Source organism: Pelomonas sp. KK5, assembly GCF_001984095.1.
In the GTDB taxonomy this organism is placed as follows: Bacteria; Pseudomonadota; Gammaproteobacteria; order Burkholderiales; family Burkholderiaceae_C; genus KK5.
In genome coordinates this window covers 1-26,376 of record NZ_LYVQ01000079.1, presented here as the reverse complement: position 1 = coordinate 26,376, position 26,376 = coordinate 1, and the positions used below count along the sequence as shown (strand labels likewise).

General features: G+C 70.3%; 19 protein-coding genes. 6 read left to right on the top strand and 13 right to left on the bottom strand.

Features of this window, described 5'->3' with window-relative positions:
• From B0W88_RS14260 to B0W88_RS14240, 5 genes are all read right to left on the bottom strand, one after another.
• Positions 1–857, bottom strand: an 857-nt coding sequence (locus tag B0W88_RS14260) for a sugar-binding transcriptional regulator (RefSeq protein WP_077035319.1), incomplete at its 3' end; no start/stop codon positions are given.
• 100 nt (positions 858–957) lie between these two features.
• The gene (locus tag B0W88_RS14255) at positions 958–2,334 is read right to left on the bottom strand and encodes an MFS transporter (RefSeq protein WP_077035318.1); all 1,377 of its coding nucleotides are present in this window, start codon (positions 2,332–2,334) and stop codon (positions 958–960) included.
• Positions 2,335–2,375: 41 nt separating this feature from the next.
• Positions 2,376–3,356 (bottom strand): quinone oxidoreductase, encoded by a 981-nt coding sequence (locus B0W88_RS14250; protein WP_077035317.1) that lies wholly within the window; start codon positions 3,354–3,356, stop codon positions 2,376–2,378.
• A 22-nt stretch (positions 3,357–3,378) separates the two neighbouring features.
• Complete coding sequence (locus B0W88_RS14245) at positions 3,379–4,452, bottom strand: 3-keto-5-aminohexanoate cleavage protein (protein ID WP_077035316.1); 1,074 nt, start codon at positions 4,450–4,452, stop codon at positions 3,379–3,381.
• 71 nt (positions 4,453–4,523) lie between these two features.
• On the bottom strand, positions 4,524–5,567 hold the full coding sequence (locus tag B0W88_RS14240) for an AraC family transcriptional regulator (protein WP_077035315.1): 1,044 nt from the start codon (positions 5,565–5,567) through the stop codon (positions 4,524–4,526).
• Between the two features lie 130 nt (positions 5,568–5,697).
• Here B0W88_RS14240 and B0W88_RS14235 point away from each other — a divergent pair, with 130 nt between their 5' ends.
• From B0W88_RS14235 to B0W88_RS14215, 5 genes are all read left to right on the top strand, one after another.
• Positions 5,698–6,609 (top strand): TauD/TfdA family dioxygenase, encoded by a 912-nt coding sequence (locus B0W88_RS14235; protein WP_077035314.1) that lies wholly within the window; start codon positions 5,698–5,700, stop codon positions 6,607–6,609.
• A 79-nt stretch (positions 6,610–6,688) separates the two neighbouring features.
• The gene (locus B0W88_RS14230) at positions 6,689–7,930 is read left to right on the top strand and encodes a CaiB/BaiF CoA-transferase family protein (protein WP_077035313.1); all 1,242 of its coding nucleotides are present in this window, start codon (positions 6,689–6,691) and stop codon (positions 7,928–7,930) included.
• 28 nt (positions 7,931–7,958) lie between these two features.
• Positions 7,959–9,155: an acyl-CoA dehydrogenase gene (locus B0W88_RS14225; RefSeq protein ID WP_077035312.1), complete on the top strand. Its 1,197-nt coding sequence runs from the start codon at positions 7,959–7,961 to the stop codon at positions 9,153–9,155.
• A gap of 13 nt (positions 9,156–9,168) precedes the next feature.
• Entirely contained in the window at positions 9,169–10,248 is a 1,080-nt protein-coding gene (locus B0W88_RS14220; RefSeq protein WP_077035311.1) for a porin, read from the top strand.
• 13 nt (positions 10,249–10,261) lie between these two features.
• Positions 10,262–11,299 (top strand): YeiH family protein, encoded by a 1,038-nt coding sequence (locus B0W88_RS14215; protein ID WP_077035310.1) that lies wholly within the window; start codon positions 10,262–10,264, stop codon positions 11,297–11,299.
• A 15-nt stretch (positions 11,300–11,314) separates the two neighbouring features.
• Here B0W88_RS14215 and B0W88_RS14210 read toward each other — a convergent pair whose 3' ends face one another.
• The 3 genes from B0W88_RS14210 to B0W88_RS14200 are packed head-to-tail and all read right to left on the bottom strand — an operon-like array spanning position 11,315 to position 14,143.
• On the bottom strand, positions 11,315–12,523 hold the full coding sequence (locus B0W88_RS14210; RefSeq protein WP_077035309.1) for a porin: 1,209 nt from the start codon (positions 12,521–12,523) through the stop codon (positions 11,315–11,317).
• Positions 12,524–12,536: 13 nt separating this feature from the next.
• Entirely contained in the window at positions 12,537–13,145 is a 609-nt protein-coding gene (locus tag B0W88_RS14205; RefSeq protein ID WP_077035308.1) for an alpha/beta hydrolase, read from the bottom strand.
• The gene (locus B0W88_RS14200) at positions 13,091–14,143 is read right to left on the bottom strand and encodes a 3-keto-5-aminohexanoate cleavage protein (RefSeq protein ID WP_077035307.1); all 1,053 of its coding nucleotides are present in this window, start codon (positions 14,141–14,143) and stop codon (positions 13,091–13,093) included. Before B0W88_RS14200 ends, B0W88_RS14205 begins: the two co-directional genes overlap by 55 nt.
• 202 nt (positions 14,144–14,345) lie before the next feature.
• Here B0W88_RS14200 and B0W88_RS14195 point away from each other — a divergent pair, with 202 nt between their 5' ends.
• The gene (locus B0W88_RS14195) at positions 14,346–15,140 is read left to right on the top strand and encodes an ABC transporter substrate-binding protein (protein ID WP_158080856.1); all 795 of its coding nucleotides are present in this window, start codon (positions 14,346–14,348) and stop codon (positions 15,138–15,140) included.
• Positions 15,141–15,149: 9 nt separating this feature from the next.
• Here the strand turns inward: B0W88_RS14195 and B0W88_RS14190 are convergent, their stop codons facing one another.
• From B0W88_RS14190 to B0W88_RS33615, 5 genes are all read right to left on the bottom strand, one after another.
• A complete protein-coding gene (locus tag B0W88_RS14190) occupies positions 15,150–17,813 on the bottom strand; it encodes a LuxR C-terminal-related transcriptional regulator (protein WP_233151710.1) in 2,664 nt (887 codons plus the stop codon).
• 128 nt (positions 17,814–17,941) lie between these two features.
• Positions 17,942–21,088 carry a S8 family serine peptidase gene (locus tag B0W88_RS14185; protein ID WP_077035304.1) on the bottom strand — a complete coding sequence of 1,049 codons (3,147 nt, stop codon included), beginning with the start codon at positions 21,086–21,088 and terminating at the stop codon, positions 17,942–17,944.
• A 17-nt stretch (positions 21,089–21,105) separates the two neighbouring features.
• On the bottom strand, positions 21,106–21,876 hold the full coding sequence (locus B0W88_RS14180) for an NF038120 family PEP-CTERM protein (protein WP_077035303.1): 771 nt from the start codon (positions 21,874–21,876) through the stop codon (positions 21,106–21,108).
• Positions 21,877–21,906: 30 nt separating this feature from the next.
• Complete coding sequence (locus B0W88_RS14175; protein WP_077035302.1) at positions 21,907–25,290, bottom strand: autotransporter-associated beta strand repeat-containing protein; 3,384 nt, start codon at positions 25,288–25,290, stop codon at positions 21,907–21,909.
• Positions 25,291–25,625: 335 nt separating this feature from the next.
• On the bottom strand, positions 25,626–26,376 hold a 751-nt coding region (locus B0W88_RS33615; RefSeq protein WP_233151709.1), incomplete at its 5' end, for a methyl-accepting chemotaxis protein.

The window sequence follows — 26,376 nt, the reverse complement described above, 5'->3', positions numbered from 1 at the left end:
GCCTTGTAGAGGCCGCCGGCCACGGCCATCACGTCGCGGCCGCGCAGGTCTTCCAGCGTGGCGCCGACGGCGCGGTGGTTCATCTCGTGGCGCACCGGCTGGCCGGCCGCGTCCACGAAGCAGCCGGCCAGTTCGCCGACGGCGCCAGCGCGGCGCAGCGCGTTGAACTCGGCCCGGGTGATCGAGTTCGTGCGCAGCAGGTGGGTCTGCTCGCCCAGGTCGCCGATGCCGACCACGCAGAGCTGGCATTCGCGCACCAGGCCCAGCACATGCTGGACGCCGCGCTGCGCGCGCAGCACCTGCGCGTCGGCCTCGCTGTCGGCCAGGAAGGGCACGGGCATGAAGTAGCACTCGCCGCCGGTGCGCTCGGCCAGCTTGGCGATCACGTCGAAGGGGTTGGCGGAGGAGCGCCGCGTGAGGCTGCCCAGCAGCGAGACGAAGCGGGTCTGCTGGCGGTTGGTGGCGGGCAGGCGCTCGACCATGGCGGCCAGCGTGCGGCCGTGGCCGACGCCGATCGTGGCCACCTCGTTGGCCTCCAGCACGCGGGTCAGCTGGCGGGCGGCGGCGACGGCCAGCGGGGCCAGTTCCGCATCGTCATCGGTCTCGGGCTGCGCGGCCGGGACCACCACGCAGCGCTTGAGCCCGTAGGCCTTGATCAGCCGGTCCTCCAGCGCCATGCACTCGGCCGGCACGCCCTCGACGAAGAACTTCACCAGGCCGCTCTGCGTGGCCGAGGCGATCAGGCGCTGCGCCTTGATGCGCGAGACGCCGAGCCGGTCGGCGATCTGCTCCTGCGTCTGGCCGCCCACATAGGCCAGCCAGGCGGCGCGGATCGCGAGGCTTTGTTCCGAGTCCATCTGCCGTCTCCTTCGGTATGAACACTTGAACAACAAGTGAACATTTATTCGATGGAGCGGATTCTTGGACTTTCGTGCCGGCGGGTCAACCCGCCGGCCTTCAGGGTTTCCCCGAAATCAGGACTTCAGGCGTGGGGCTTGCCAAACGGCCGGGCTCGGGCGTATTCGGGCGCGCGGGCGCCGCGTCCAGCTTCACATGTGCCACCCGCGCCACGTCGGCGTCATAGCTGCGCAGGGCGACCAGGAAACCCGCCGCGCCCAGCAGGCTGAAGGCCGGCACCACCGTCAGCGCCAGCTGCAGGCCCCACAGGTCGGACAGCACGCCGGTCAGGAAGGGCCCTACCGCCAGGCCGAGCAGGTTCAGCAGCACCGCCAGCAGCGCCGCGCCGGTGGCGCGCATGCTGGGGTGGGTGACGTCCATGACGATGCCGGTGACGATGCCGATGATCGAGTTCATGAAGAAGGCGCCGAGGCAGATCATGCGGAACTGCGCCTCGCCGCTGAACAGGCCGCCGAAGGCCAGCATGAAGATCACCCCGCAGGCCACGCACAGGACGGACAGGCCGAGCAGCTTGTGGCGCGGCGTGCGGCGGGTCAGCCGGTCCACGATGACGGCGCAGATCAGCACGCCCGCTGCGCTGCTGAGGATCACCAGCGCCGTGTGCTTGGCGGCATCCGCCGGCGTCATCGCATGGATGCGGTTCAGGAAGCTGGTGGTCCAGGCCGTCACCGAGGACATCGTGATCAGCTGCATCGCCCCGGCGAGGCAGACGACCAGGATGGTCCGCGTGCGCAGCAGCGAGCCGAAGATGTGCCTGAGCGTGCCACCGAAGGTCTGGCTCACCGGCGCCAGCTTCGTCGAGGCGAGCGGCACGGTCCGGTAGTCGCGCACGAACATGTAGAGCAGGGCCAGCACCAGGCCCGGAATGCCCACCGCGCCGAAGGCTGCCTTCCAGCCCCACTGCGCGGCGATCACGCCGCCCAGGAAGACACCCAGCACCGAGCCGGTCGACCCGGCCGCGAAGAAGGCGCCCAGCACCGTGCTGCGCAGGCGCTTGGGGAACAGCGTGGAGATCAGCGCGGCGCCGACCGAGCCGTAGCCGGTCTCGCCCGCGCCCACCACCGCGCGCGCCGCGAACAGCTGCCCGTAGTTGCCGGCGAACATGCAGGCGATCGTGGCCAGGCTCCAGGTCGTGCCCATCACGACGATGCTCTTCACCCGGCTGACCCGGTCGGCCAGCAGCGCCACCGGGATGCCGCCGGCGGCCACGACGATCGAGATGATCGAGACCAGCGAGCCGAGCTGCTTGTCGCTGAGATGCCATTCGGCGCGGATGTGCGGGAACAGCGAGACGATCACCTGCCGGTCGATGTAGTCGAACATCATCAGCACGAAGGTCATCGCGAAGGCGAACCAGGCGGCGCGGCGGCCGGCGAGATAGCCGTCGGTGTCGGGGCCACCGTTGTCATAGTGCATGTCTGTCTCCTTTTGTGCGTCCGCGTCGATGCGCGGATCGATCAGATGATGAAGATGGAAGAACCCGTGGTCTTGCGGGCTTCCAGGTCGCGATGCGCCTGCACCGCATCGCCCAGCTCGTAGCGCTGGTTGATCTCGATGCGGACGCGGCCGGCCGCCACATGGCCGAAGAGCTCGTCGACCAGCTCGGCCTTCTCCGCCGGATCGGCGATGTAGTCGGCCAGGCCCGGGCGGGTCATGAAGAGCGAGCCCTTGCGGGCCAGGATGCGCGGGTCGAAGTTGTCGATCGGCCCCGAGGCCGTGCCGACGCAGACCATCAGCCCACGGCGCTTGAGCGAATCGAGCGAAGACATGAAGGTAGTCTTGCCGACACTGTCGAAGACCACCGACACGCCGACGCCGTCGGTCAGTTCGCGCACCCGCTTGGCCACATCCTCATGGCTGTAGTTGATGGTGTGGGTGCAGCCGTGTGCTCGCGCCACTTCGGCCTTGGCCTCGGTCGAGACGGTGCCGATGACCTTGATGCCCAGCAGCTTCGCCCATTGCGAGACGATCAGCCCCACGCCGCCCGCGGCCGCATGCAGCAGCACGGTGTCGCCTGCCTTGAACGGGTAGATGCGGCGCATCAGATACGCCGCCGAGAGGCCTCGCATCGTCATCGCCGCCGCGGTCTCGCAGGCGATCTCGGCCGGCAGCTTGATCAGCGGCTCGGCGGCGATCAGCCGCTCGGTGCTGTAGGCGCCCAGCGTGTTGATGAAGCCGGTGTAGGTCACCCGGTCGCCGACGGCGAGCTGCGTGACGCCGGGGCCGATGGCCTCGACCACGCCGGCCGCCTCGTTGCCGATGCCGCTGGGCAGGGGCACCGGATAGATGCCGCTGCGGAAATACGTGTCCGCGAAGTTGAGGCCCACGGCGACGTGGCGCAGGCGCACTTCGCCGGGCCCGGGCTCGCCCACCTCGGCCTGCTCGAAGCGGAGCACGTCCGGCGCGCCGGTCTGATGGAACTTGACGACGGTTGCCATGGTCTTGTCTCCTGTCGTTGACTTACTGCTGCGCGGCGAGGTCGGGCTTGCGCAGGAAGCCCTGGTTGCCGCCCTTGCGGTTCGGCGCGAAGCCGTTCTTCTGCAGCGTCTCGTCGGCCGTCTCGTAGAACACGCCGATCTGCATGATCTCGCGCGCCTGCTGCGCGGTGGCGATCGGGCGGCCGAACTCGCCGGCGATGCGCACCAGCTGCCTGATCTGCTCGACCGAGCTCATCTTGCCGGTGCGGGTCTGGTTCCACAGCACGTCCTCGATGCCGCAGCGCACGTGCAGGCCCAGCGCGATGCCGATCATGTTGACGGGCAGCACGTTGAGCACCGAGCTCTCGACGGTGATGACCGCGTTGTCCGGCGCGGCGCGCAGGAAGTTGGCCAGGTTGTAGATGTTGGCCTGGTCCATGCCGCCGCTGATCGCGACCCAGTTCATCACCAGCGGGCCCTTGTAGACGCCGCGGCGGATCATCCGCTCGATGGTCTCGAAGCTGTTGATGTTGTAGCACTGGAACTCGCTCTGGATGCCCGCGGCAGAGAGGCGCCGGATGTGCTCCTCCGCCCAGCTCGGGTTGGACGGCACGATCATGTCCTTGTAGGTGGCGTAGAGGTGCGGGAAGCCGCGCGAGACGCCGCGGAAGTCGTCGACGCCGGCGTGCTCGGTCACGTTCATCTGCGTCGTGTTGACGGTGACGGTGACCTGGTCCGGCTTCGGCGTCAGCTCGGCCAGCATGTGGCGCGTGTCGTCGCTGAGCCACTTGGCGGCGGCGCCGTCGTCTTCCGGCGCGAAACTGATGGAGCCGCCCACCTGGATGACCATCTCCGGCACCCGCGCGCGCACGCCGGCGATCAGCTCGTTGAACATCGACAGGCGCTTGCTGCCCTTGCCGTCGGCCTCGCGCACATGCAGGTGCAGCACGGTGGCGCCGGCCTCGTAGCAGTCCACCGCCTTCTGGATCTGCTCCTCCATCGTGACGGGAATGTCCTCCGGGAAGTCAGAGGGAATCCAGCCCGGCGCATAGGGCGCGGCAGTGATGATCAGGGGCTGCTGGTTCTCGGGGTACAGGTGGCCGTCGAGGAAGTTCATGGCGGTGTCTCCAGGGATGTGCGTGAAGGTGTGCGGCTTGTGGGCACATCTTCTGGCGCACGCACCCGCCGCTACTTCACCTCTCGCGCCGCCGACTTTGCGCTTCGTGACAGCTGGGTCCGTGCCGCGCGGCTCTCCTTGGCGCTGCAGCCGAACTGCGCCTGGTACCAGCGCGAGAAGGCGCTCGGCGCCGAGAAGCCCAGCAGCATCGCCACCTCGGTCAGCGGCCGGTCGCTCTCGATCACGTGGCGGGTGACCAGGTCGAGCCGGATCTCCTGCACGATCGAGGAGAAGCTCTGCCCCTCGTCGGCCAGGCCGCGCTGCACGGTGCGGCTGGCCATGCCAAGGTGTTCGGCCAACTGCTCGATCGCGCAGCGCCCGCTGGGCAGCAGCAGCAGGATCGTGCGGCGCACATCCTCCAGCAGCACCGATTGCATCGGCGGCGGCGCGGCGTCGAGCAGGCGCTGCGCATAGCGGGCCATCGCCGGGTCGGCGAAGGGATTCCGCACGTCCAGATCGGCCTTCGCGCAGACGATACCGTTGCAGTCCGCATCGAAGTCCACACGCCGGCCCAGCAGCCGGTGATGCACGCTCCTGTCGCGCGGCGCGGGATGCTCGAAGCAGACCCGCCGCGGCTGCCAGCCGGCGCCGAGGAACACGCGCATCAGCCGCAGCATCACGCCCAGCGCCATCTCCACCCGCTGGCGCGTCGGCTGGTGCGCATGGCCGGGCCGCACCTGCTCGCTGAGCACCACGCCCTCGGCGCTCTCGCGCAGCATCAGCGTCAGCGAGGCGTTGACCAGCGCCTGATAGCGCATCAGCACGTCCAGCGAATCGCTCAGCGTCGCCTGGTCGCGGATCAGCAGGCCCACGGCGCCGAGGTTGGACAGCTGCCGCGATTCCGCCATACACAGGCCGAAGCTCTCGTTGCCCGAGCGCTCGGCCGAGGCCTGCAGCAGCGCGCCGACGCGCTCCGCCGGGATCAGCAGGTCCGGCTCGCTCAGCACGCTGGGGCTGAGCCCGGCCTCTCGCAGCATGCGGTCGGGGTCCAGGCCGCCGGCGCGGGCGACTTCGCGGTAGTTGGTGAGGCTGGCGGCGCGCAGCAGCAGGGGCATGGGGCGATGGAGCGAACTCTTGTTTGGCGCCAAAGGTAAAGTGGCGACCGTGGCATGTCAAGCAGGCGGACAGCGGGCCGCGCACACTGCCGTCCAAGGCAAAACGCACGAGACGACAGGAGACATCGCCATGACCGAAGACCTCACGCTGGCCCCCGCCGTGGTCCGCTCAGCATCGCTGGACCGGGCGATTCGCGTGGAGCCGCTCACGTGCACGATCGGCGCTGAACTCGGCAACGTGCACCTGGGCGCCGCCGCGCAGGACGCCGGTCTGATGGCCGAGATCCGCGCGCTGCTGCTGAAGCACCGCGTGCTGTTCTTCCGCGACCAGGACATCACGCGAGCGGAGCACGTCGAGTTTGCGCGTTACTTCGGCGAGCTGGAGGACCACCCGGTCGTCGGCAGCCATCCGGACCACCTGGGCCTGGTGCAGATCTACAAATCGCCCGACAGCCCGCCGGACCGCAACGAGAACTCCTGGCATACCGACGCCACCTGGCGCGAGCGCCCGCCGATGGGCTGCGTGCTGCGCTGCATCGAGTGCCCGCCGGTGGGCGGCGACACGATGTGGGTCAACATGGTCGAGGCGTACCGGCAACTGCCCGAGGACATCAAGGCGAAGATCGCGCCGCTGCGCGCGCGGCACAGCATCGAGTCCAGCTTCGGCGCCGCGATGCCCATCGAGAAGCGGCTCGCGCTGAAGGCCCAGTACCCCGATGCCGAGCATCCGGTCGTGCGCATCCATCCCGAGACCGGCGAGCCGGTGCTGTTCGTCAACGCCAGCTTCACGACGCACTTCACCAACTACAACACGCCGGCCAACGTGCGCTACGGCCTGGACAAGTCGCCCGGCGCCAGCCAGTTGCTGAACTACCTGACCAGCCAGGCCCTGATCCCCGAGTACCAGGTGCGCTTCCGCTGGAAGAAGCACAGCGTGGCCTTCTGGGACAACCGCAGCACCCAGCACTACGCGGTGATGGACTACCCGCCCTGCCATCGCAGGATGGAACGCACGGCGATCGTCGGCGACCTGCCGGTCTGATCGTTCCCCGCCAACCCTGATCGAGCCCGCCGGCAGCGACCGGTGCGGCCGCCGCATGCCCGCTCGCAGGAGTCATGACATGAAGAACGACAACAAGGAAGGCGCACCCGGTGCTCCCGGTGCATTGGCCGGCCTCAAGGTCCTGGACCTCTCCCGCGTGCTGGCCGGCCCCTGGTGCACGCAGATCCTCGCCGACCTCGGCGCCGACGTCGTCAAGATCGAGCGCCCCGGCGCCGGCGACGACACCCGCCACTGGGGCCCGCCCTTCCTGCCGGGCTCCGACGGCGAGGCGACCTACTTCGCCGCCTGCAACCGCAACAAGCGCTCGGCCACGATCGACATGGCCACCGCCGAGGGTCAGGTCTTGCTGCGCCGCATGGCCGCGCAGAGCGACGTCCTCGTCGAGAACTTCAAGACCGGCGGCCTGGCGCAATTCGGCCTCGACCACGAGACCCTGCGCGCCCTCAACCCGCGCCTCGTCTACTGCAGCATCACCGGCTTCGGCCACGACGGCCCCTATGCCCGGCGCGCGGGCTACGACCTGCTGGTGCAGGCCGCCAGCGGCCTGATGAGCATCACCGGCCGCCCGGATGACGAAGCCGGCGGCGGCCCGATGCGCACCGGCGTGGCGCTGATCGATCTCTTCACCGGCGTCTATGCCAGCAGCGCCATCCTCGCCGCGCTGCAGGCGCGCGAGCGCAGCGGCCTGGGCCAGCACATCGACATGGCCCTGCTCGACGTGGGCATGGCCATCCTCGCCAACCAGGCCAGCGCCTTCCTGAACACCGGCATCGCCCCGCCGCGCCAGGGCAACACGCATCCGAGCCTCGCGCCCTACCAGGACTTCCGCACGCAGGACGGCGCGATGATCCTGGCCATCGGCAACGACGGGCAGTTCCAGCGCTTCTGCGAGGCGGCCGATCAGCCTTCACTCGCCAGCGACCCGCGCTTCGCGAGCAACGCGCTGCGCGTGCAGCACCGCGAGGCGCTGGCCGCGCAGATCGAGACGCTCACCCGCGGCCGCAACACCGATGAGTGGATCGCGCTGCTGGAAGACCGCGCCGTGCCCTGCGGCCCCATCCACGACATCGCCCAGGCCTTCGCCGACCCGCAGGTCCGCGCCCGCGGCCTCGCCGTGACGCTGGCCCGCGAATCCGGCGCGCCCATCACCACCGTCGCCAGCCCGCTGCGCCTGTCCGACACGCCGCCGGTGCTGCGCCACGCGCCGCCCGTGCTCGGCCAGCACACCGACGAGGTGCTCGCCGATCTGGGACTCGATCCCACCCGCATCGCCGCCTTGCGCCAGGCGCAGGTGATCTGACCCACGCCCTTCAAAGGAGACAGCACAGATGAACAGCACCACCACGACCCGCGCCGCCTTCCACTGGGACGACGCCTTCCTGCTCGAATCGCAGCTCGGCGAGGACGAGCGCATGATCCGCCACGCCGCCGGCCTCTACTGCCAGGAGCAGCTCGCGCCGCGCGTGCTGCAGGCCTTCCGCACGCACAGTACCGATCCGTCGATCTTCCGCGAGATGGGCGAGATGGGCCTGCTGGGCCCCACCATCCCCGAGCAGTACGGCGGCCAGGGCCTGGGCTACGTCAGCTACGGCCTGATCGCCCGCGAGATCGAGCGGGTGGACTCCGGCTACCGCTCGATGATGAGCGTGCAGTCGTCCCTGGTGATGGTGCCGATCTTCGAATTCGGCACCGAGGCGACGAAGCAGAAGTACCTGCCCAAGCTCGCCAGCGGCGAGTTCATCGGCTGCTTCGGCCTCACCGAGCCCGACCACGGCTCCGACCCCGGCAGCCTGGTCACCCGCGCCCGCAAGGTGCCGGGCGGCTACAGCCTCACGGGCAGCAAGATGTGGATCAGCAACGCGCCGATCGCCGACGTGTTCGTCATCTGGGCCAAGGACGACGAGGGTCGGATCCGCGGCTTCGTGCTGGACAAGGGCGCCAAGGGCCTCAGCGCGCCGGTGATCGAGGGCAAGGTGGGCCTGTGCGCCAGCATCACCGGCGAGGTGGTGATGGACGGGGTCTTCTGCCCCGAGGAGAACGCCTTCCCCGAGGTGCGCGGCCTGAAGGGCCCGTTCACCTGCCTCAACAGCGCGCGCTACGGCATCGCCTGGGGCGCGCTCGGCGCTGCCGAGGACTGCTACGCCCGCGCCCGCCAGTACGTGCTGGACCGCAGGCAGTTCGGCCGCCCGCTGGCCGCCAACCAGCTGGTGCAGAAGAAGCTGGCCGACATGCTCACCGAGATCACGCTGGGCCTGCAGGGCTGCCTGCGCCTGGGTCGCATGCGGGAGGAGGGCATCGCCTCGGTGGACCTCACCTCCATCGTCAAGCGCAACTCCTGCGGCAAGGCGCTGGAGATCGCCCGCCTGGCCCGCGACATGATGGGCGGCAACGGCATCTCCGACGAGTTCGGCGTGGCGCGGCACCTGGTGAACCTCGAGGTGGTCAACACCTACGAGGGCACGCACGACGTGCACGCGCTGATCCTCGGCCGCGCGATCACCGGCATCGCCGCCTTCGCATCCTGACCGGGAGCCTGCCGTGAAACACCTCCTTCCCGCCACCCTCGCGTTGTCAATGCTCGCCGGCCCGGCCGCCGCCCAGGGCAGTGGCGTCACCCTCTACGGCATCGTCGACAACGCCGTCGAGATCCAGCACGTCAGCGCCGGCTCGGCCGGCCCCGCGCGGACCTCGCGGCAACTGGTCAGCGGCACCTTCTCCGCCAGCCGCTTCGGCTTCAAGGGCAGCGAGGAGCTCGGCGACGGCCTGCGCGCCTTCTTCCAGCTGGAGGACGGCTTCAACTCCGACGACGGCACGATCACCGGCGCCGCCTTCTGGGGCCGCAAGGCCATCGTCGGCCTGGGCAGCAATGCCTGGGGCGATCTCTGGATGGGGCGCGACTACACGCCGGCCTTCTGGGTGCAGTACTTCACCGACGTCAACGCCTTCGCGATGTACGGCAACTCCGGCACGATGTCCGCCTTCGCGCTGACCGGCATGCTACGGGCGAGCAACGGCGTCTTCTACGCCTCGCCGGAGTTCAAGGGCCTGCGCGCGCGGCTCACCTACACCTTCGGCGACGAGAGCCCCACCGCGCCGACGGACGTCGGCAAGGTGCTGGGCCTCTCGCTCGAATACCGCTCGCCGACGCTCTCGGCCGGCGCCTATCACCAGACGCGCCGCGTCGCCTTCCCGGCCAACGGCAGCACGTCCGCCAGCAGCGTCTACGAGGGCGTGACGGCGCTCTACGACTTCGGCGGCTGGGCGGCGGGCGGCGGCTTCACCCGCTACGACCCGGCCGGGCCCGACACCGCCACCAGCGGCGCCACGCGCAGCCTCTGGGCCAGCGTGCAGGTCCGCTTCGGCCAGGGCGACCTGCGCCTCAACATCGGCCGCATCAACACCGCCGTGTCGGTGCCGACGCAGGGCCGCTCGACGCTGGTGGGCATCAACTACAACTACGCGCTGTCCAAGCGGACCAACCTCTACGCCGGTGTCGGCCAGACGCGCAACAACGTCTCCGCGCAGCTGGGCCTCGAAGGCGCCTCGCGGGCGATCCCGAACAACGGCCGCGACTCGGATACGACGGCCGCCGGCGCCGGCATCCGCGTCACCTTCTGAACGAGGCCCGCGCATGAACACCCGCTCGTCCCCGCTCGCCCTCGTTCCTTCGGCCTGGCAGGGCATCGCCGCGCTGCTGCCCGGCATCGGCCTCTCCTCGGTCCTCGCGATCGCGGCCACCTCGGTCTCCACGCTGCATGGCGGCCCGCAACTGCTCTACGCGCTGCTGTTCGGCGTGGCCTTCCACTACCTCAGCAACGAGCCGCGCACCAGGCCCGGCATCGAGTTCTGCGGCCTCGCGGTGCTGCGCCTGGGCGTGGGCCTGCTGGGCGCGCGCATCACCGCAGCGCAGATTGCCGGCCTCGGCTGGGAGACCGCGCTGACCGTGATCGCCGCGATCGTGACGACGATGGCCTGCGGCCTGGCCGTCGGCCGCAAGCTCGGCATGAGCCGGGCGCAGCGCGTGCTGTCGGGCGGGGCGGTGGCGATCTGCGGCGCCTCGGCGGCGCTGGCCATCACCGCGGTGCTGCCGCGCGAGAAGGACGGCGAGCGCTTCACGCTGATGGTGGTGGTCACCGTCACCGTGATGTCCACGCTGGCGATGATCGTCTACCCGCTGATCGCCCGGCTGCTGCACCTGCCGCCCGAGGCGGCGGGCCTGTTCATCGGCGGCACGATCCACGACGTGGCCCAGGTCGTCGGCGCCGGCTACACGCTGGGCCACGAGACCGGCGACATCGCCACCATCGTCAAGCTGTTCCGCGTGTCCATGCTGACGGTGGTGGTGCTCATCGTGTCGGCCGCGTTCAAGAAGTCCCGCGAGGCCGCGGCGCCGGGGCAGGCGAAGGGCCGGCAGGCGCTGATGCCCTGGTTCCTCTGGCTGTTCATCGGCATGGTGGCGCTCAACTCGCTGGGCGCCTTGTCGCCGCGCATGCAGGACGGCTTCAACGACGTGTCGCGCGCCTGCCTGGTCGCCGCCATCGCCGCACTGGGCATGAAGACCAGCTTCGCGCAACTGGCCCGGGCCGGCTGGCGGCCGCTGGCGCTGATCGTCATCGAGACCGCCTGGATCGCGGCCTTCGTGCTGGCCGTGATCCTGCTGCGGCATTGACGGAAGGAAGAAAGGTCAGAACGCGTGCCGGATGCCCGCCATCAGCGCATGCACGTCCTTGCCGGCCACGACGGCCGTGGCGTACACCGGGCTGACGTTCATGTTGGCGCCCTTGTTGGTGACCATCGCGCCCTCGGCGTACAGCGTGGTGCGCTTGGACAGCGAATACTCGGCGCCCAGCGCGAACTGCGAGGCGCTGTTGCCGATGTTCTTCTTGTCCTTGATCCGGTAGTAGCCGGCGCTGATGTCGAGCTGCGGCATCGGCGTCCAGCCGACGCTCAGGTCCCACATGTCCAGGCTGTCCGAACCGCCGGGCATCACCACCACATGCGACGGGTTGCGCGCCTGCATCCAGGCGGCGCCCGCGCGGAACTCGCCCCAGTTGTAGAGGGCGCCGAGCGAGACCAGGCGGTTGGTGTTGGTCGTCGGCGTGAGGCCGGCGGCGGTCAGCGCGGCGGCGGCCTTGGCGGCGTCGCCGAGCTTCTTGGTGTAGACCAGAGTGGCGTCGGGCAGGTTGTTGCCGTAGCCGTTGTAGTAGAGGGCAGAGAGCTTGAGCTTCTTGTCGTCGTAGACGAGGGTGGCGGCCTGCTGCGAGTTGGCCTTCATGCCGCCGGCGGTCTCGCCCAGCGCGTACTCCAGGTTGACGGTGACGTTGCTCCAGACCGGCGAGGTCCAGAGGATGGCGTTGTCGTTGTAGACGGTGCCGAAGGACGGGTTGGAGTTGTCGCCGACGAAGTTGCCGCTGGCGCTGTTCAGGCCCACCAGCGCGGTCAGCGAGCTGCCGAAGTAGCGGCCGGCGCGGGCGTCGGTCGAGGCCATCGCCCAGTACATCGGCGAGACCTGGCGGCCCAGCTTGATCTCGCCGAAGCTGCCGATCAGGCCCACCATCGCGGTCTGGTTCCACATCGACGAGGTGCTGCCGCTGTTGGGGCCGCCGCTGGCGCCGGTGTCCAGCGCCAGGTTGCCCTGCAGCACGAAGATCGCCTTGAGCCCGCCGCCCAGGTCCTCGACGCCGCGCAGGCCCCAGTTGCTGGCGCCGATGCCGCCGTCCTTGAGCTGCTTGCTGCTGCCGTTGTTGACGGCGCTGGGCAGGTAGCCGGTGCCGCCGCTGGTGTTGGAGATGCTCAGCAGGCCGGCGTCGAGCTTGCCGTAGATCGTGACCTGCGCCATGGCGGGCGTGGCGAGGGCTGCCAGCGCAGCGAGGGTGAGGGCCTTCATCTTCATCAAAGTGTCTCCGTTATTGGAATGTGGCGATCAGTTCGAGCGCCTGCGGCCATTCGCCGTGGCCGGAGGCGGGATTCAGGTGGCCGGCCTCGCCGAGGTCGACCAGCTCGGCGCCCCAGGCTTCGGCCAGCTGGGCGCTGCGGGAGAAGCGGGCGAGCGGATCGTTGCGGCTGGCCGCGACGACGCTGCGGCCGAAGGGCAGCCGCGCGCGCGGCAGCGGCAGCCATCCGCTGGCGGCCAGTTGCGCGGGCGTGGGATAGCCCTCGGGCATCGGCGTCTCGAAGTCCGGCGGGGCCGCCAGCAGCGCGCCGTGGACCACGCGCCGCGTGCGCCGCGCCCAGTGCGCCACCGTGATGCAGCCGGCGCTGTGGGCGACGATCAGCAGCGGCCCGTCGACGGATTGAGCCGCTGCCTCGACGGCGGCCACGCGCCGCTCGCAGCCCAGGTCCGTGCGCCCCATCGGCGGCACGCTGACGACGCGCTCCAGCCGCGCCGCCAGCAGTTGCTGCCAGTGGCCCGGCATGTCGTCGCGCAGGCCCGGCACGATCAGCACGGTGCTGCCCACGATCACTTGCGCAGGAAGCCCTGCTGGCGTCCCTTGGGGTTCGGCGCGAAGCCGCATTCGGCCAGCGTCTCCTCCACCGTGTCGTAGAACACGCCGATCTTGCTGATCGCGCGCGCCTGCGGGGCGGTGGCGACCGGGCGGCCGAACTCGCGGGCGATGCGCACCAGTTGCTCCACCTGCTTGACCGTGCTCATCTTCTCGGTGCGCGCCTGGTTCCAGAGGTTGTCCTCGATGCCGCAGCGCACGTGCAGGCCCATCGCGATGCCCATCATGTTGATCGGCAGCACGTTGCGCATGCTGCTCTCCACCGTCAGCACCGCGCCATCGGGCATCGCGCGCAGGAAGTGGGTGAGGCTGTAGGGCGTCGGCTGGTCCATGCCGCCGCCGATGGCGACCCAGTTGCACACCAACGGGCCGCGGTAGACGCCGCGGCGGATCAGCCGCTCCACCGTCTCGAAGCTGTTGATGTTGTAGAACTGGAAGGCGCTCTGGATGCCGGCCTTGGTGAGGCGGCGCACATGCTCCTCGAAGAAGCTCGGCGTCGAGGGCACGACCATCTCGGTATAGGCGCGGAACACCTGGGGCGTGGCCAGCGAGGTGCCGGCGATGTCGGCCGCCTCCATCTGCTCCAGCACGTTCATCTGCGAGGTGTTGACGGTGACGGTGACCTGGTCCGGCTTGGGATCCAGGTCCGCCAGCATGTGGCGCGTGTCGTCGCTGAGCCACTTGGCCGCGGCGCCCTCGCTCTCAGGCGCGAAGGAGATGGACCCGCCGACCTGGATGATCATCCCGGGCACGGCCTTGCGCACGCCGGCGATCAGCTCGTTGAACATCGACAGGCGCTTGGACCCGGAGCCGTCCAGCTCGCGCACATGCAGGTGCAGCACGGTGGCGCCGGCGTTGTAGCAGTCCACCGCCTTCTGGATCTGGGCTTCCATCGTGACCGGGATATCCTCGGGGAAGTCGGCGGGAATCCACTCCGGCCCGTAGGGGGCGGCCGTGATGACCAGCGGATCCTGGTTCTCGGGGAACAGGGAACCATCGAGAAAGTTCATGTCGTCACTCCTTTGTCATCGATCAGGCAGATGCGCCGCAGCTTAGGCAGCGGACCCACCCCCCGTCCCCCCCGGCGAGGAGGGGGACGCCGATCTGTCGCTGAATGGCAAGGACTTGTCGCGGTGGAACAAATCCATCGCATGGCGCGGGCACAGAGAATGCCGCGCACGTCGCGAGCGCAACACAGGAGGAGCCCAGCGCGTGTCAGCCATCTTTTCCAGAATCGCCCGGCGCGCGGGCTCGGTGCTGTGCGGGGTCGCGCTGGCGTTCGCCGCGCAGGCGCAGCAGCAGCAACAACAGCCGGTGCGCAGCTACACCATCGGCGTGGAGGATGCCGACCAGCGGCCGCTGTTCTATGTGGACGGCAAGGGCCAGTACAGCGGCTACATCCGCGATCTGCTGGACGCCTTCGCGCGCGCCCAGGGCGTGCGCTTCACCTATGTCCCGCTGCCGATCAAGCGGCTCTACCAGTCCTTTCTCAAGGACCAGACGCTGGATTTCAAGTTCCCCGACAACCCGCTATGGCGCCCGGCCGAACGCGCGGGCCTGCCGCTCAGCTACAGCGCGGCGCTGCATGAGCTGACGGCCGGGCTGCTGGTGCTGCGCGAGCACCAGGGCGCGCCGCTGGAGACCGTGCAGCGCCTGGGCACGCTGCGCGGCTTCACGCCCTGGCTCTACCAGCGCCAGATCGACGCCGGCGCGATGAACGTCTTCGAGAACACCAGCATGGACAAGCTGGTCGGCCAGCTGCGCCTGCACCGGCTGGACGCGCTGTACCTGAACGTGGACCTGGCGCTGCCGCTGGTGGAACGGCTCGGCCTCGCCGGCGAGGTGGTCTACGACCCCGGCCTGCCGCATGCGCCGCTGCTGTTCCAGGTCTCCACGCTGAAGCATCCCGAGCTGCTCAAGGCGCTCGATGCCTTCCTGCGCAACGAGATCCTGCTGCAGGCCGCGCTGCGCCAGCGCCATCAGCTGCTAACGACAAGAGTCCACTGACCGGGTCCATCAGGCCAGCACGGGCAGGAAACCGAGGATCCGCGCCCGCGCCACCGCCTGCTTGCGCGTGCCCGCATCGAGCTTGGCGAACAGGTTCTTGACGTGCCACTTGATCGTCTCCTCGCCCACCTGCATCGCCAGCGCCGCCTCCTTGTTGCTGAGGTTGCGGGCCAGCAGATCCAGCACCTCGCGCTCCTTGGGCGTCAGCACCGAGCCGGGATTGAGCGGCCGCAGCGGCGCGGCGGCCGCTGGCGCGGGCAGGGGCGCCGGCGCGCTCAGTGGCGCCTGCGAGCGGCGCTCGGCCAGCTGGCGCAGCAGCGCGCGCAGGTCCGGGTGGGCGTCGTTGAAGACGCGCTGCAGGCCCCATGTGGTGGCCAGGTCCTGGGTCTCGCCGAGCAGCGGGAAGGCCGCATGCTCGCCGCAGCGCTCCATCGCCAGCGCCATCAGGCCCTGCGCCTCGATCTGCAGCCGACCGAAGTGCTGGGCCCGCGCCGCCTCGGCCGCGGCGCTGAGCGGCGCCATCGCGGCCCGCCATTCGCGCGCGGCCAGCGCCGCGTGCCCGCGCGCCACCAGCGCCTGCGCCTCGACGCCGTGGCGCCACATCGGGCCCTGCGGCAGCTCGGGGCGGGCCAGCAGTTCCTCCAGCCGCGCGAGCAGCGTGCGGCAGGTCTCGGCGTGATAGCGGCGCGCATGCAGGCGCATCTGCTCGACCAGGCTGGCCAGGCGCAGGCGCGGCAGGCGGCGCGCCTCGCCCACCGCCTCCAGCGACTGCAGCAGCTCCAGCGCGCGGTGCTCCCCGCCCTCGGCGGCGGCGATGCGCACGATCGTCATGTAGGCCAGCAGCACTGCCTGCGGCAGGCCGCTGCGCTCCAGCACGTCGATGCGGTCGGCCAGCAGCGCCTGCGCCTCGGCGCCGCGCTCCTGTTCCCAGACGGCGGCGGCGAGGTACGCGGCCAGCATGCAGGCGAGCGGGCTGCGCCGGCCCAGCTCCTGCTCGGCCTGGCGCAGCGCGGGCGCCAGGTGCTGCTCGGCGCGCAAGACCTGACCCTCCCACATATGGCTCATCGCCAGGATCAGGTCGGCCCAGTGGTTCACGTAGCGCGCGCCGGGCAGCTGCTCGGCTTCGCGGCGGTGCTGCAGCAGGCCCAGGCGCGCCTGCGCGCAGTCGCCCTGCAGCACGCGGCGCAGCGCGCTGCGGTTGGCATGCATGCTGCGCAGCAGCGGGTCGCGCATCTGCGGCGGGGGCGTGGCCCAGGGATCGTGCAGCGCGGCGAAGCGGTCCGGCTCGTCGGCGAAGATCGCCGCGCCGCCGAGGATCATCGCGCACTCGCAGCGCAGCGCATCGTCGATGCCGGGCTGCTCCTGCAGCAGCGCCACCAGCCGCTCGGCGGCCTCGTGCTCGTTGCTGACGGCCAGTGACCACGCAGCGGCCAGCAGCAGGCGCGGCCGGCGCTGCAGCTCGGCCTCGGGCAGGCGGTCCAGCCATTCGCGCACCAGGGCCTGCTGGCCGCGCTGGGTCAGCGCTTCGTAGAGGCTGCGCTCGGCCAGGTCCAGCGCCAGCTCGCGCTGGCCCGATTCCCAGGCGTGGTGGGCGGCGGCTTCCAGCATGTCCTGCTGCTGCAGCCAGGCGCCGGCGCGGCGGTGCAGGTCCTCGCGCTCGGGCTGCGGGCGCTCCTGCTGCAGGCGGCGGCGCAGGTGGTCGCGCGCCAGCTTGTGCAGGCGCAGCCAGTCGCCCTGCTCGGCGCGGGCCAGCAAGGGCGTGTCGCGGGCCAGCCGCGCGAGCCGCTCGCGCGCGTCGGCCTCGTCGGTGCCGGTCAGTGCCGCCACCAGGCCGGGATGGATCGGGTCGACGATGGTGCTGCTCTCCAGCAGCAGCAGGTCGGCCGGCGAGAGACGGTCGAACATCAGCGCCATCAGGCGCGGGCGCAGGCCGGCCGCGTCGGGCGCGCCGCCCTGCAGCGAGTCCAGCAGCTCGCGGGCGTCGCTGCCGGCCGAGAGGGCGGCCAGCAGCAGTTGCAGGCCCAGCGGCCAGCCCTCGCTGAACTCGTGCAGCCGAGCGGCGAGGTCGGCATCGAAGGCGCCGTCGTCGCCGCTGCGGGCGCGGATCAGCTGCAGCGCCTCCACCAGCGAGAAGCGCAGCTCGGCCGGGCCCAGGCGCAGCGCCTGGCCGTAGTCGAGCAGGTCGTCCAGGCCCAGCTCCACGTCGCTGCGCGCGCCGATGACGACGCGCAGGTTGGGCGGCTGGTTGCGCATCAGGTAGGCCAGCAGGGCGCGCGAGTTCGGCGGCAGCCGGTCGGCATCGTCGACCAGCAGCGCGATGTCCACCGCGCATTGCGCCACCTCGGCCAGCCACAGCGTCAGGCCTTCGAGCGGCTGCAGCGCGCGCTCGCGCTCCAGCAGGGCCTCGCCGAACAGCGGCCGGCCCATGCCGGTGCGCACGGCCAGGGCCAGGCCGCAGAGCAGGCGCCGCTCGTCGTCGCGCGGCTGGCAGGTCAGCCAGCCGACGGCGCTGCCGCGGGCGAGCAACTCCAGCCGCCACTGCGCCAGCAGCGAGGTCTTGCCATAGCCGGCCGGGGCCTGCACGAGCAGGGCCGGCACTTCGGTCAGTCGGGGCGTGGCGAGCGCCAGCGCCTCGCGCGGCAGCAACTGGCGGGGCACGCGCGGGGGCGTCACCTTCAACAGCAGATCCGGAGGAATGGGATGCGGCAAGGCGGTCTCATGAAGAGGGCTTGCCTGCATCCTAACGTCGAGAACCGGCGGCGGGTCTCCCCGCCGCCGGGGGCTTGCACTACCTTGCACTACTACCTTGCAGAACCGAGATCCTTCATCGATGCGGCGCTCGCGTCATCGGAGATCTGCAGCCCGCCGTTGGGCTCCACCCGCACGGCCATCGTCGCCGCGGCGGTGCCGCCCGCGTCGAGGAACTGCACGCCGCCGACGTAGCGCTCGCCCAGCGTCAGCCCCGACCAGCTCAGGCCCACCGTGGCGGTGCCGCCGCTGTAGACCTGGGCCGGCAGCAGCACGTTGAAGTTGCCGCCCTTGTCGTTCGGGCCGACGATCCAGCTCGACAGGCGGTGCTTCATCGCCTTGCCGCCGGCATAGGCGCCGACGCAGACGCGCCAGTTGCCGGCCACCGGGGCGCTGATCTGCACGGCCTCGTTGGAGCCGTCGTTGCCGGAGACGTAGGGCTTGCCGTCCGGGTCGAGCACCATCAGGTCGTTGTCGTCGGTGGGCAGGCTCACGTCCTGCTGGCGCAGCGCCCAGCGCGCCACCAGCGTGCCGGCCGGCACGACGAAGTCGTAGGCCTTCACGTAGAAGCCGCCGCTGTTCTGGCAGGCGGTGGCGAAGGAGGTGAAGTTGTACGGGTAGGGCGTCAGCGTGACCTGCGGGTACAGCGTCACGTCCTTCAGCCCGGCCTTGACGGCGCCCATCTTGCCGTTGAAGCCACTCTTGACGGTCACGAGGCGGCTGCCCGAGGGCATGTTGCCGGTGACCTGGTCCGGCGAGGAGATCGACTTGCCGGACTTGGCGTTGATCGGGCTCACCACCTTGTGCGTGCCGTCGGTCCACTGCAGCGCGCCGTACTGCCAGGTGCCGTCCGGCGAGTCGTTGTTGGCCAGGGTCACGCTGAAGGACTTGCTCTCGCCCGGGGCCAGCGTCAGCGTGGACGGTGTCACCGTCACGCCGAAGTGGGGCAGGCTGGCGGTGGCCGTGTAGGTGGCGGAGGCGCTGCCTACGTTGGTCACCGTGCGCGTCACCGTGGTCGAGCCGGTCACCATGCCGACGGTGATGGCCGGCTGGTTCAGGTTGTAGGTCTGGTCCAGCGTGCCGTAGGTCGTGCAGTCGCTGGCGGCCACCAGGCTCTTCTGCGTCAGGCACTGGTAGCGCACGTAGTCGGCCTTGCCGGCGTCGTACACCAGGCCCGGGTCCATCGCGGCGTTCGGGTTGATGTGGCCGGCGCCCTGCGACCAGGGCAGCAGGCCGTTCTGCATGCCGGTGAGGCCGTCGTCCAGCGTCGTGTAGGTGGTGGTCATCAGCGCGGACTTGATCGCGGCCGGCGACCAGCCCGGGTGTGCCTGCTTCAGCAGCAGCGCGACGCCCGAGACGTGCGGCGTGGCCATCGAGGTGCCGTCGTAGGAGGCCCAGGCGTTGGGCGGCACCAGCGTGCCGTTGGCGACGGCGTTGCGCTGCGTCTGGTCCAGGCCCGGCGTCACCGCGGCGATCACGCCGACGCCCGGCGCCGTCAGGTCCGGCTTCATGATGTTGGCGTCGGCCATGTCGGGGCCGCGGCCGGAGAAGGCAGCCATGATCGGCGCAGGCTGCTTGCCGGTGTAGAAGGCGCTCAGCGAAGCCGTGGGCGCGCCGCCGGCCGTGGCATAACTCTTGATCGCAGCGCCATCGGTGGCGCTGACCATCACGGTCGGCACCGAGTGCGTCTCGGCCACCAGGCCGGTGCCGTTGTCCACGAACACCAGCCCCAAGCCACCGGCGTTCGCCACGGCCAGGCTCTTGTCCACGCGGGCGTTGGTGCCGCGGGTGCAGATGACGACTTTGCCCGCCACCTTGGCCGGGTCCAGCATCACCTGGCCGGCGGCGCTGGCGGAGGTGGAGTCGCTGAAGCAGAGGTTGGCGGCGCCGCCGCCGATGCCGGCGTCCTCGGCGCGGATCAGCGTCCTGGCCGGCAGCGCGCCGGTGTTCAGCGAGGCGCCGGTGTACTTGGCGGCGTTGCCCAGCACGATGTCGCCGGCCATCAGGCGGTCATGCGTGGAGGCGGCCACCGTGGTCAGCCAGGGCGAGGGATGGTTGACGGTGTTGGTCGGGCCGCTGTTGCCCGCGGCGGCGGCCACGAACACGCCCGCCAGCGAGGCGCGGTAGAAGGCCTGCTCGACGATGTCGTTGGTGGTGGTGGTGGAACCGCTGATCGAGAAGTTGATCGCGTTGACGCCGTCCTTCACCGCGTCGTCGATGGCGGCCATCGAGTCGGCCGTGGAGCAGGAGTTCTGGTTGGCGCCGCTGTTCGGGTCGGTCACGTAGGTGAAGCAGACCTTGTAGACCGCGATGCGCGCGCGCGGCGCCATGCCGGAGGCGTTGCCCATCGTCAGGCCGTTGACGACGGCCGGGACCAGGCTGTTGCCGGCGGCGGTGGAGGCCGTGTGGTCGCCGTGGCCGCCGTGGCCGGTGGCGCCGCCGAGGTCGTCGCGGGCCGAGTTGAAGGCGGTCCAGTCCAGGCTGGTGCCGTCGGCCAGCAGGTTGGCGTTGTAGTACTTCGCGCCGATCAGCTTGTTGTTGCAGTGCTTGGCCGGGTCGAAGCCCTCGCCGGCCACGCAGCTGCCGGTGAAGCTGGCGGGCGGCGGGCCGTAGGCGAGGGTGCCGCCGTTGAAGGTGGGCGCGCCGGCGCCGTCCACATGGTCGGCGTAGGACGGGTTCTCGGGCCAGATGCCCAGGTCCACGTCGCCCAGCACCATGCCTTCGCCGTTGACCTTGCTGCCGTTGACCGTCTGTTGCCAGATGCCGCCCGGCGTGGCCAGGCCGAGGAACATCGGCGTGGTGATGGTGACCGGATGGCGGATCTCGTCCTCGTAGACGCCGGCCACCGCGGCGTTCAGGCTCAGCATGGCGGCCTGGGCCGCGGTCATGCGGGCCGAGAAGCCGTTGAACGCGGCGTCGTACTGCGAGATCACCGGCGCGCCGATGCTGCTGATCACCGACAGCTGCTTGCCGCGCAGGTAGGCGGCGTAGGACTGGGCGGCGGGCGAACCGTACTTCAGCGCCGAGCCGGGCGCGGCCTGGGTGGCGGCATAGCTGGCGGTGCTGCCCTGGTAGGAGGCGACCGGCTCGTCCTTCAGCTGGACGATGTAGGTCTTGATCGTCGCGTCCTGCGCGTGGGCGGCGAGGCCCGAGAGCAGGGCCAGGGCGGCGAGGCTGGTGGTCTTCAACTTCGTGTTCATGACGGATTCCTTGAGGTTCAACGAGCCTGGCGACGGCGGTTGGCCACGCCACCGATGGCGGCGAGGCCGGCGGCCATCAGCAGCCACTGCGAGGGCTCGGGCACGGCGCTGACGTTGACGGCGATGTTGTCCAGCGCGAACTGGCCCTTGTTGCTGTCGAAGGCCGAGCAGTCGGCGCCGGTGCCGCAGTAGTAGGCGAAGGCGTAGAGGTTGGTGACGGTGCCCGAGGTCAGCGTGCCGGTGCCGCCGATGATCTGGGCCGCGCCGGCCTGGAAGGTCTGGAAGGCGGTGGTGCCGTCGGCCGCCACTGCGCCAAGAGCGAACACGCCGATCGCGTAGCTGCCGTCCTGGCGGTCGGCCTCGATCGCGACGTAGGCCGGCGTGCCGTCGGCCACGGCCACGCCCGAGGGCATCAGGAAGGCCGCGTCGAAGCTCGCGAGCTTCATCGGCCCGCCGTTCAGCTGGCCCAGCGCGATCAGCCCGTCGTTGACCGAGGCGATGTAGTTGCTCGCGTTGCCGGTGGGGCACTTGCCGTCGAGGCAGGTGCCGCTGTCGGCGCCGTTGACCAGCGCCGCCACCAGCGCCATGTTCGGCGTGCCGGTGCTGTTGTTCGGGTCGAGCCCCTGGGCGTAGTAGCCGCCCTGGGTCACCGCGTCGCCATCGCTGATCAGCGGTGCGAAGGGCGCGTAGCTGGTGTCGAGGGTCTCGAAGTCGATGATCGCGGCCTGGGCCGTCGTGCTGCAGATGCCGGCGCAGAGCAGCGCGCCGAGCAGAAGGGTCTTGTTCATGATGAGGTCCTACTCCGGAAGATTGATCGATCAGTTGCCCTGGCGGCGGCGGCGCACGGCGGCGACGAAGAGCAGGCCGGCGCCGAGCAGCGCGTAGCTGGAGGGCTCGGGCACGGCGGCGGTCAGCGTCAGCGCGAGGTCGTTGCCGTTGCCGATGCGGCCCAGCGAGTCGGTGCCGCTGAAGGCGTAGTCGACGCTCCAGCTGTAGCCGGCGGGCAGGCCGCTGATGGCGCTGAAGGTGCCGCTGATGGCGCTGCTGCCGAGGTTGTTCAGGAGCAGGTAGGTGCCGCTGGCCATGCCGCTCAGGGCGAGCTGCAGCGTGCCGGTCGCGTCGATCTTCAGGCCGTTGCTGGCGTTGATCAGGTCGGCGCCGCCGCCGATGTCGGCCGCGAAGGCGCCGGCCAGCTCCAGCGAGCCGGTGGACAGCGTGCCCACGCCGCCGACACCCGCGTTGATGGTGCCGCCCGCGTTGACCAGCACATCGGTGGCGATGTTGCCGGTGCCGCCCAGCGTGCCGCCGGTGTTCACCGCGATGCCCTGGCCGGCCAGGCTGGTGACCTGGCCGTTGACCAGCAGCGTGCCGGCGTTGACCTGCACCGGCACGTTGTTGGTCATGCTGTTCAGCACCAGCGTGCCGGCGCCGGTCTTGACCAGCCAGCCGTAGCCGTCGCTGGTGACCTGGCCGTTCCAGTTGGCGGTGATGCCGGCGCCGACCTGGGCGTAGATGTCCGACTGCTTGGCGTCGATCCGGTTGGCGATCGTCGAGTTCTCCAGCGGGATGAAGGCCGGGGCGTTCAGGCCGAAGCCGCCGCCCTGCAGCTGGATGTCGCCGGTGGGCAGGGCGCCGTTCCTGTAGCTGATGGTGGTGCCGTTGATCGAGCCGCTCGCGGTGCCGCTGCCGCCGTTGACGAGCAGCGGGCCGTTGCCCGAGGTCGTGCCGGCGAAGGTGACGTAGGTCTTGAAGCCGCCGCCGCCCAGCGTCATGCCGCCGGTGTTGCCGACGTTGCCGGTGAAGCTCGCGCGGCCGTTCGGGATGTAGAGGTAGCTGGCGCCGGTGATGTTGCCGGTGAAGTTGGTGGAGCCGGTGCCGCTGCCGCCGCCGCCCTGCACGCGCAGCGGGCTGTTCAGCGTGATGTTGCCTCCCACGGTCTGCGAGCCGCTGGAGTTGGACAGCACGCCCAGGTTCGGCAGCATGCTGTACGAGAACTCCATGCCGCCCATGTTCTGGCTGCCGTTGTCCACGACGATGTCGCGGTTCATCACGCCGTTGGCGCCGAGGCTGGAGAGGCTCAGCGTGGGGATGGAGCCCATCACGTTGCTGTCGTTCTCGTGCACGCCCACCGTGATGGCGCCCTGGCCGGCCAGCGTCTGGCTGGTGCTGAACTGCAGCGTGCCGGCGCGCAGCTCGATGCCGCCCTTGAAGGTGTTGGTGCCCAGCGTGGTCGTGCCGCTGGTGGTGATGACGCCGGCGAGGCCCGAGAGGTCGCCGTTCAGCGTCAGCGAGGACGCGCCGTTGACCAGGCCGTTGCTGCCCGTGATGGCGCTGTTGATCGTGTTGGTGCCGTTGAAGAAGGTGCCGGGGGCGCTGCCGAAGTCGATCGTGCCGCCGGTGTAGGTGGCCGTGCCCGAGCTGTTCAGCACCATGCCGGAGGCGATGTTCAGCACCTGGCCGGAGGCGATCGTGGTGGTGAAGCTGCCGGTGGTCTTCAGCGCGTTGATGCTGGTGGAGGCGGCCAGCGTGGAGGCGGCCGTCAGCGCGACGTTGGCACCCGCGGCGAAGCTGCCCGCGTAGTCGCCGGCGGCCAGCGGCGTCACACCGGTGGCGGCGCTGTACTTGACGAAGTCGGCCTTGCCGATCACGCCGTGCAGGATGCCCGTGCTGTCGCTGGCGGGCAGGGCGCCGGCGACGAACAGCTTGCTGCTGCCGCCGAGGTTGGCGGCCGTCACCTGCAGCGTGGCGCGCGGGGCCACGACGAGGTCGCTGGCGTACAGCGTGGACGTGCCCGTCGCGCCGGTGGCGACCAGGCTCACGACGTTGTGGCCGCCGGTGGCGTTGAGCTTGCCGAAGGTCTCGCTGGAGGCCGTGTTGCTGGCGCCGGTGTAGCTCAGCGTGCCGTTGCGCAGCTGGACTTCGGCGTTGTCGTTCAGGCGGTTGGCGTTGTTGGCGCCGGGGACCGTGGGCGCGTCGTTGCCGGCCAGGGCCGAGTTGTTGTCCAGCATCAGCGTGCCGCCGGCGGCCACCAGCACCTTCGTCGCCGCGCCGTAGGAGCCGTTGGCGCCCTGCAGCGAGAGGTAGGTGTTGGCGCCGATCACCTCGACGAAGCTGGAGGCGTTGGTGCCGGTGACGAGGCTGGTGCCGCCGTTGATGACGGTCGAGCCGGTGTAGGTGTTGTTGCCGTACAGGCCGATGCCGTCGGCACCGCCGGGCACGCCGTTCTCGGTCAGACCCGAGGTCTTCAGCAGCGAGCCGTTGGTGATGACGCCGGTGATCTGCAGGCCGCGGTTGTTGGCCACCGAGGCGTTCTGCGCCACGCGGATCACCTGCGTGCCGCCGCCCAGGTCCAGGTTGGCGGCGATGGTGTTGGCGCCGTTGTTGCCGCAGCAGCGGCCGACCACGCTGATGTCGCCGGTCACCCGCAGCGTGCCGCTGCCGATGATGGAGCCGGTCGGCGAGGCGCCCACCGCCGGGTCGTAGCTGTAGAGGTCGTTCTCGTTGAAGAAGTTCAGCGCGGCGATCGTGACCTTGTTGCTGCCGATGTCGATCTGGCCGTTGCCCAGGCCCACGCGGGTGCTGGCGGGTAGCACGTTGCTGCCGGCGATCTGCAGCGTGCCGCCCATGGTCACGCCGCTGTAGCCGTCGACCACCAGGTCGTTGGTCATGCGCAGGCCCTGCGGGCCGTTGAGGTAGGAGATGCCGCTGCCGCCGGTGAAGCTCACCGGGCCGGCCAGCACCAGCGTGCCCGCGCCGGCCTTGATCAGGCCCACGCTGGTGTTGATCGCGCTGTTGATGGTGGCGACGTTGCCGGGATCGGTGCTGATGATGCCGGCGGTGTAGGTCACCTTGGTGCCGTAGGCCGAGTTCAGCGAGCCGCCGCCGGCGACGAAGTTCAGCGGGCCGCCGCTGACGGTGTAGCCGTCGGCCTGGAAGTTGATGCTTGAGACATTGACGCCGGCGCCGTCCACCGCGATGTTGCCGATGCCGTCGTAGCCGAAGACCGCCTCGTTGCCGACGCCGCTGTTGTTCCAGGCGCCGGTACCCCAGTTGGCGTGGATGGCGTTCCAGGCGAAGCTGCCGGACGCGTTGGTCCAGGTCACGTTGCCCGCCTGCGTGTTCGCGGACATGGCCATCAGGGCCAGCAGGGTGGCGCTGGCGAGCGCGGTGCGGGGCAGCTTGGGACGACGACTCGAACGCATGGTTTTCTCCTGGTGTGGAAGGGGTCAGGTGTTGCGGCCGCGTGAAATAGTGACGGCGTAAAAAAATTTTGTTGCCGCCCCCCTGCCTGACGCCCCCTCGCGGCGGGGGGGCAGTCTGGTTAACCCGCAAGGGACTTGCCCGGCCCTGAATCGAGGGGACTCGGCTGTGCTGCAAGCCGCCGGGAACCCCAGCCGTTCGGGCCTGCCGAAGCGGCTGGGGAAGAGCCTTCGACAAGCTCAGGCCGAACGGGGGGCCGGCGGCCGCGGTCACGCGCCAAAAAAGAGGGCCGGCCCCTTGCGGAAGCCGGCCCGAATGCGCGTCCGGTCGGGGAGGTTCAACCCAGCCGGAATACCGCAACGACACGGTTCAGTTGCTCGGCCTGCAGCCGCAGGCTCTCGGCCGCCGCGGCGCTCTGCTCGACCAGCGCGGCGTTCTGCTGAGTGACCTGGTCGAGCTGCTGCACCGCCGCGCCGACCTGGGCGATGCCGGTCGACTGCTCGGCGCTGGAGTCGCTGATCGCCACGATCAGCCCGCTGACGCGCCGGGCCTCGTCGACCACCTGCGCGATCGTGCCTCCGGCCTCCCGCGCGTGGCGCAGCCCGCCCTCGACCGTCTCATGGCTCTCGCCGATCAGCACCTTGATTTCCCTGGCCGCCGCGCCGGCCCGCTGCGCCAGCGAGCGCACCTCGGCCGCCACGACCGCGAAGCCGCGCCCCTGCTCGCCGGCCCGCGCCGCCTCGACGGCGGCATTCAGGGCGAGGATGTTGGTCTGGAAGGCGATGCCGTCGATGGTGGACGTGATGTCCGTGATGCGCCGGCTGGCCGCGGCGATGCGGTCCATCGTCTCCAGCACCTGCTGCACGGCGGCGCCGCCCTGTTCGGCCACCGCCGCAGCGCGGCCCGCGGCCTCGGCGGCCTGCCGTGCGGTATCGGCGTTATGCCGGACGGTGGCGCCCAGCTCTTCCATCGAGGCGGCGGTCTCCTGCAGGTTGCTGGCCTGCTGCTCGGTGCGCCGGCTCAGGTCGGCATTGCCACTGGCGATCTCGACGCTGCCGCCGGCGATCGCGCCGCTGGCGGCCTGCACC

Coding starts and splice junctions, on each gene's coding strand:
- B0W88_RS14205 (WP_077035308.1), bottom strand. CDS start 13,145: ATGCGGCTTCGCGCCGAACCCCAAGGGACGCCAGCAGGGCTTCCTGCG.
- B0W88_RS14175 (WP_077035302.1), bottom strand. CDS start 25,290: ATGCGTTCGAGTCGTCGTCCCAAGCTGCCCCGCACCGCGCTCGCCAGC.
- B0W88_RS14235 (WP_077035314.1), top strand. CDS start 5,698: ATGACCGAAGACCTCACGCTGGCCCCCGCCGTGGTCCGCTCAGCATCG.
- B0W88_RS14250 (WP_077035317.1), bottom strand. CDS start 3,356: ATGGCAACCGTCGTCAAGTTCCATCAGACCGGCGCGCCGGACGTGCTC.
- B0W88_RS14230 (WP_077035313.1), top strand. CDS start 6,689: ATGAAGAACGACAACAAGGAAGGCGCACCCGGTGCTCCCGGTGCATTG.
- B0W88_RS14225 (WP_077035312.1), top strand. CDS start 7,959: ATGAACAGCACCACCACGACCCGCGCCGCCTTCCACTGGGACGACGCC.
- B0W88_RS14180 (WP_077035303.1), bottom strand. CDS start 21,876: ATGAACAAGACCCTTCTGCTCGGCGCGCTGCTCTGCGCCGGCATCTGC.
- B0W88_RS14245 (WP_077035316.1), bottom strand. CDS start 4,452: ATGAACTTCCTCGACGGCCACCTGTACCCCGAGAACCAGCAGCCCCTG.
- B0W88_RS14200 (WP_077035307.1), bottom strand. CDS start 14,143: ATGAACTTTCTCGATGGTTCCCTGTTCCCCGAGAACCAGGATCCGCTG.
- B0W88_RS14185 (WP_077035304.1), bottom strand. CDS start 21,088: ATGAACACGAAGTTGAAGACCACCAGCCTCGCCGCCCTGGCCCTGCTC.
- B0W88_RS14240 (WP_077035315.1), bottom strand. CDS start 5,567: ATGCCCCTGCTGCTGCGCGCCGCCAGCCTCACCAACTACCGCGAAGTC.
- B0W88_RS14215 (WP_077035310.1), top strand. CDS start 10,262: ATGAACACCCGCTCGTCCCCGCTCGCCCTCGTTCCTTCGGCCTGGCAG.
- B0W88_RS14210 (WP_077035309.1), bottom strand. CDS start 12,523: ATGAAGATGAAGGCCCTCACCCTCGCTGCGCTGGCAGCCCTCGCCACG.
- B0W88_RS14255 (WP_077035318.1), bottom strand. CDS start 2,334: ATGCACTATGACAACGGTGGCCCCGACACCGACGGCTATCTCGCCGGC.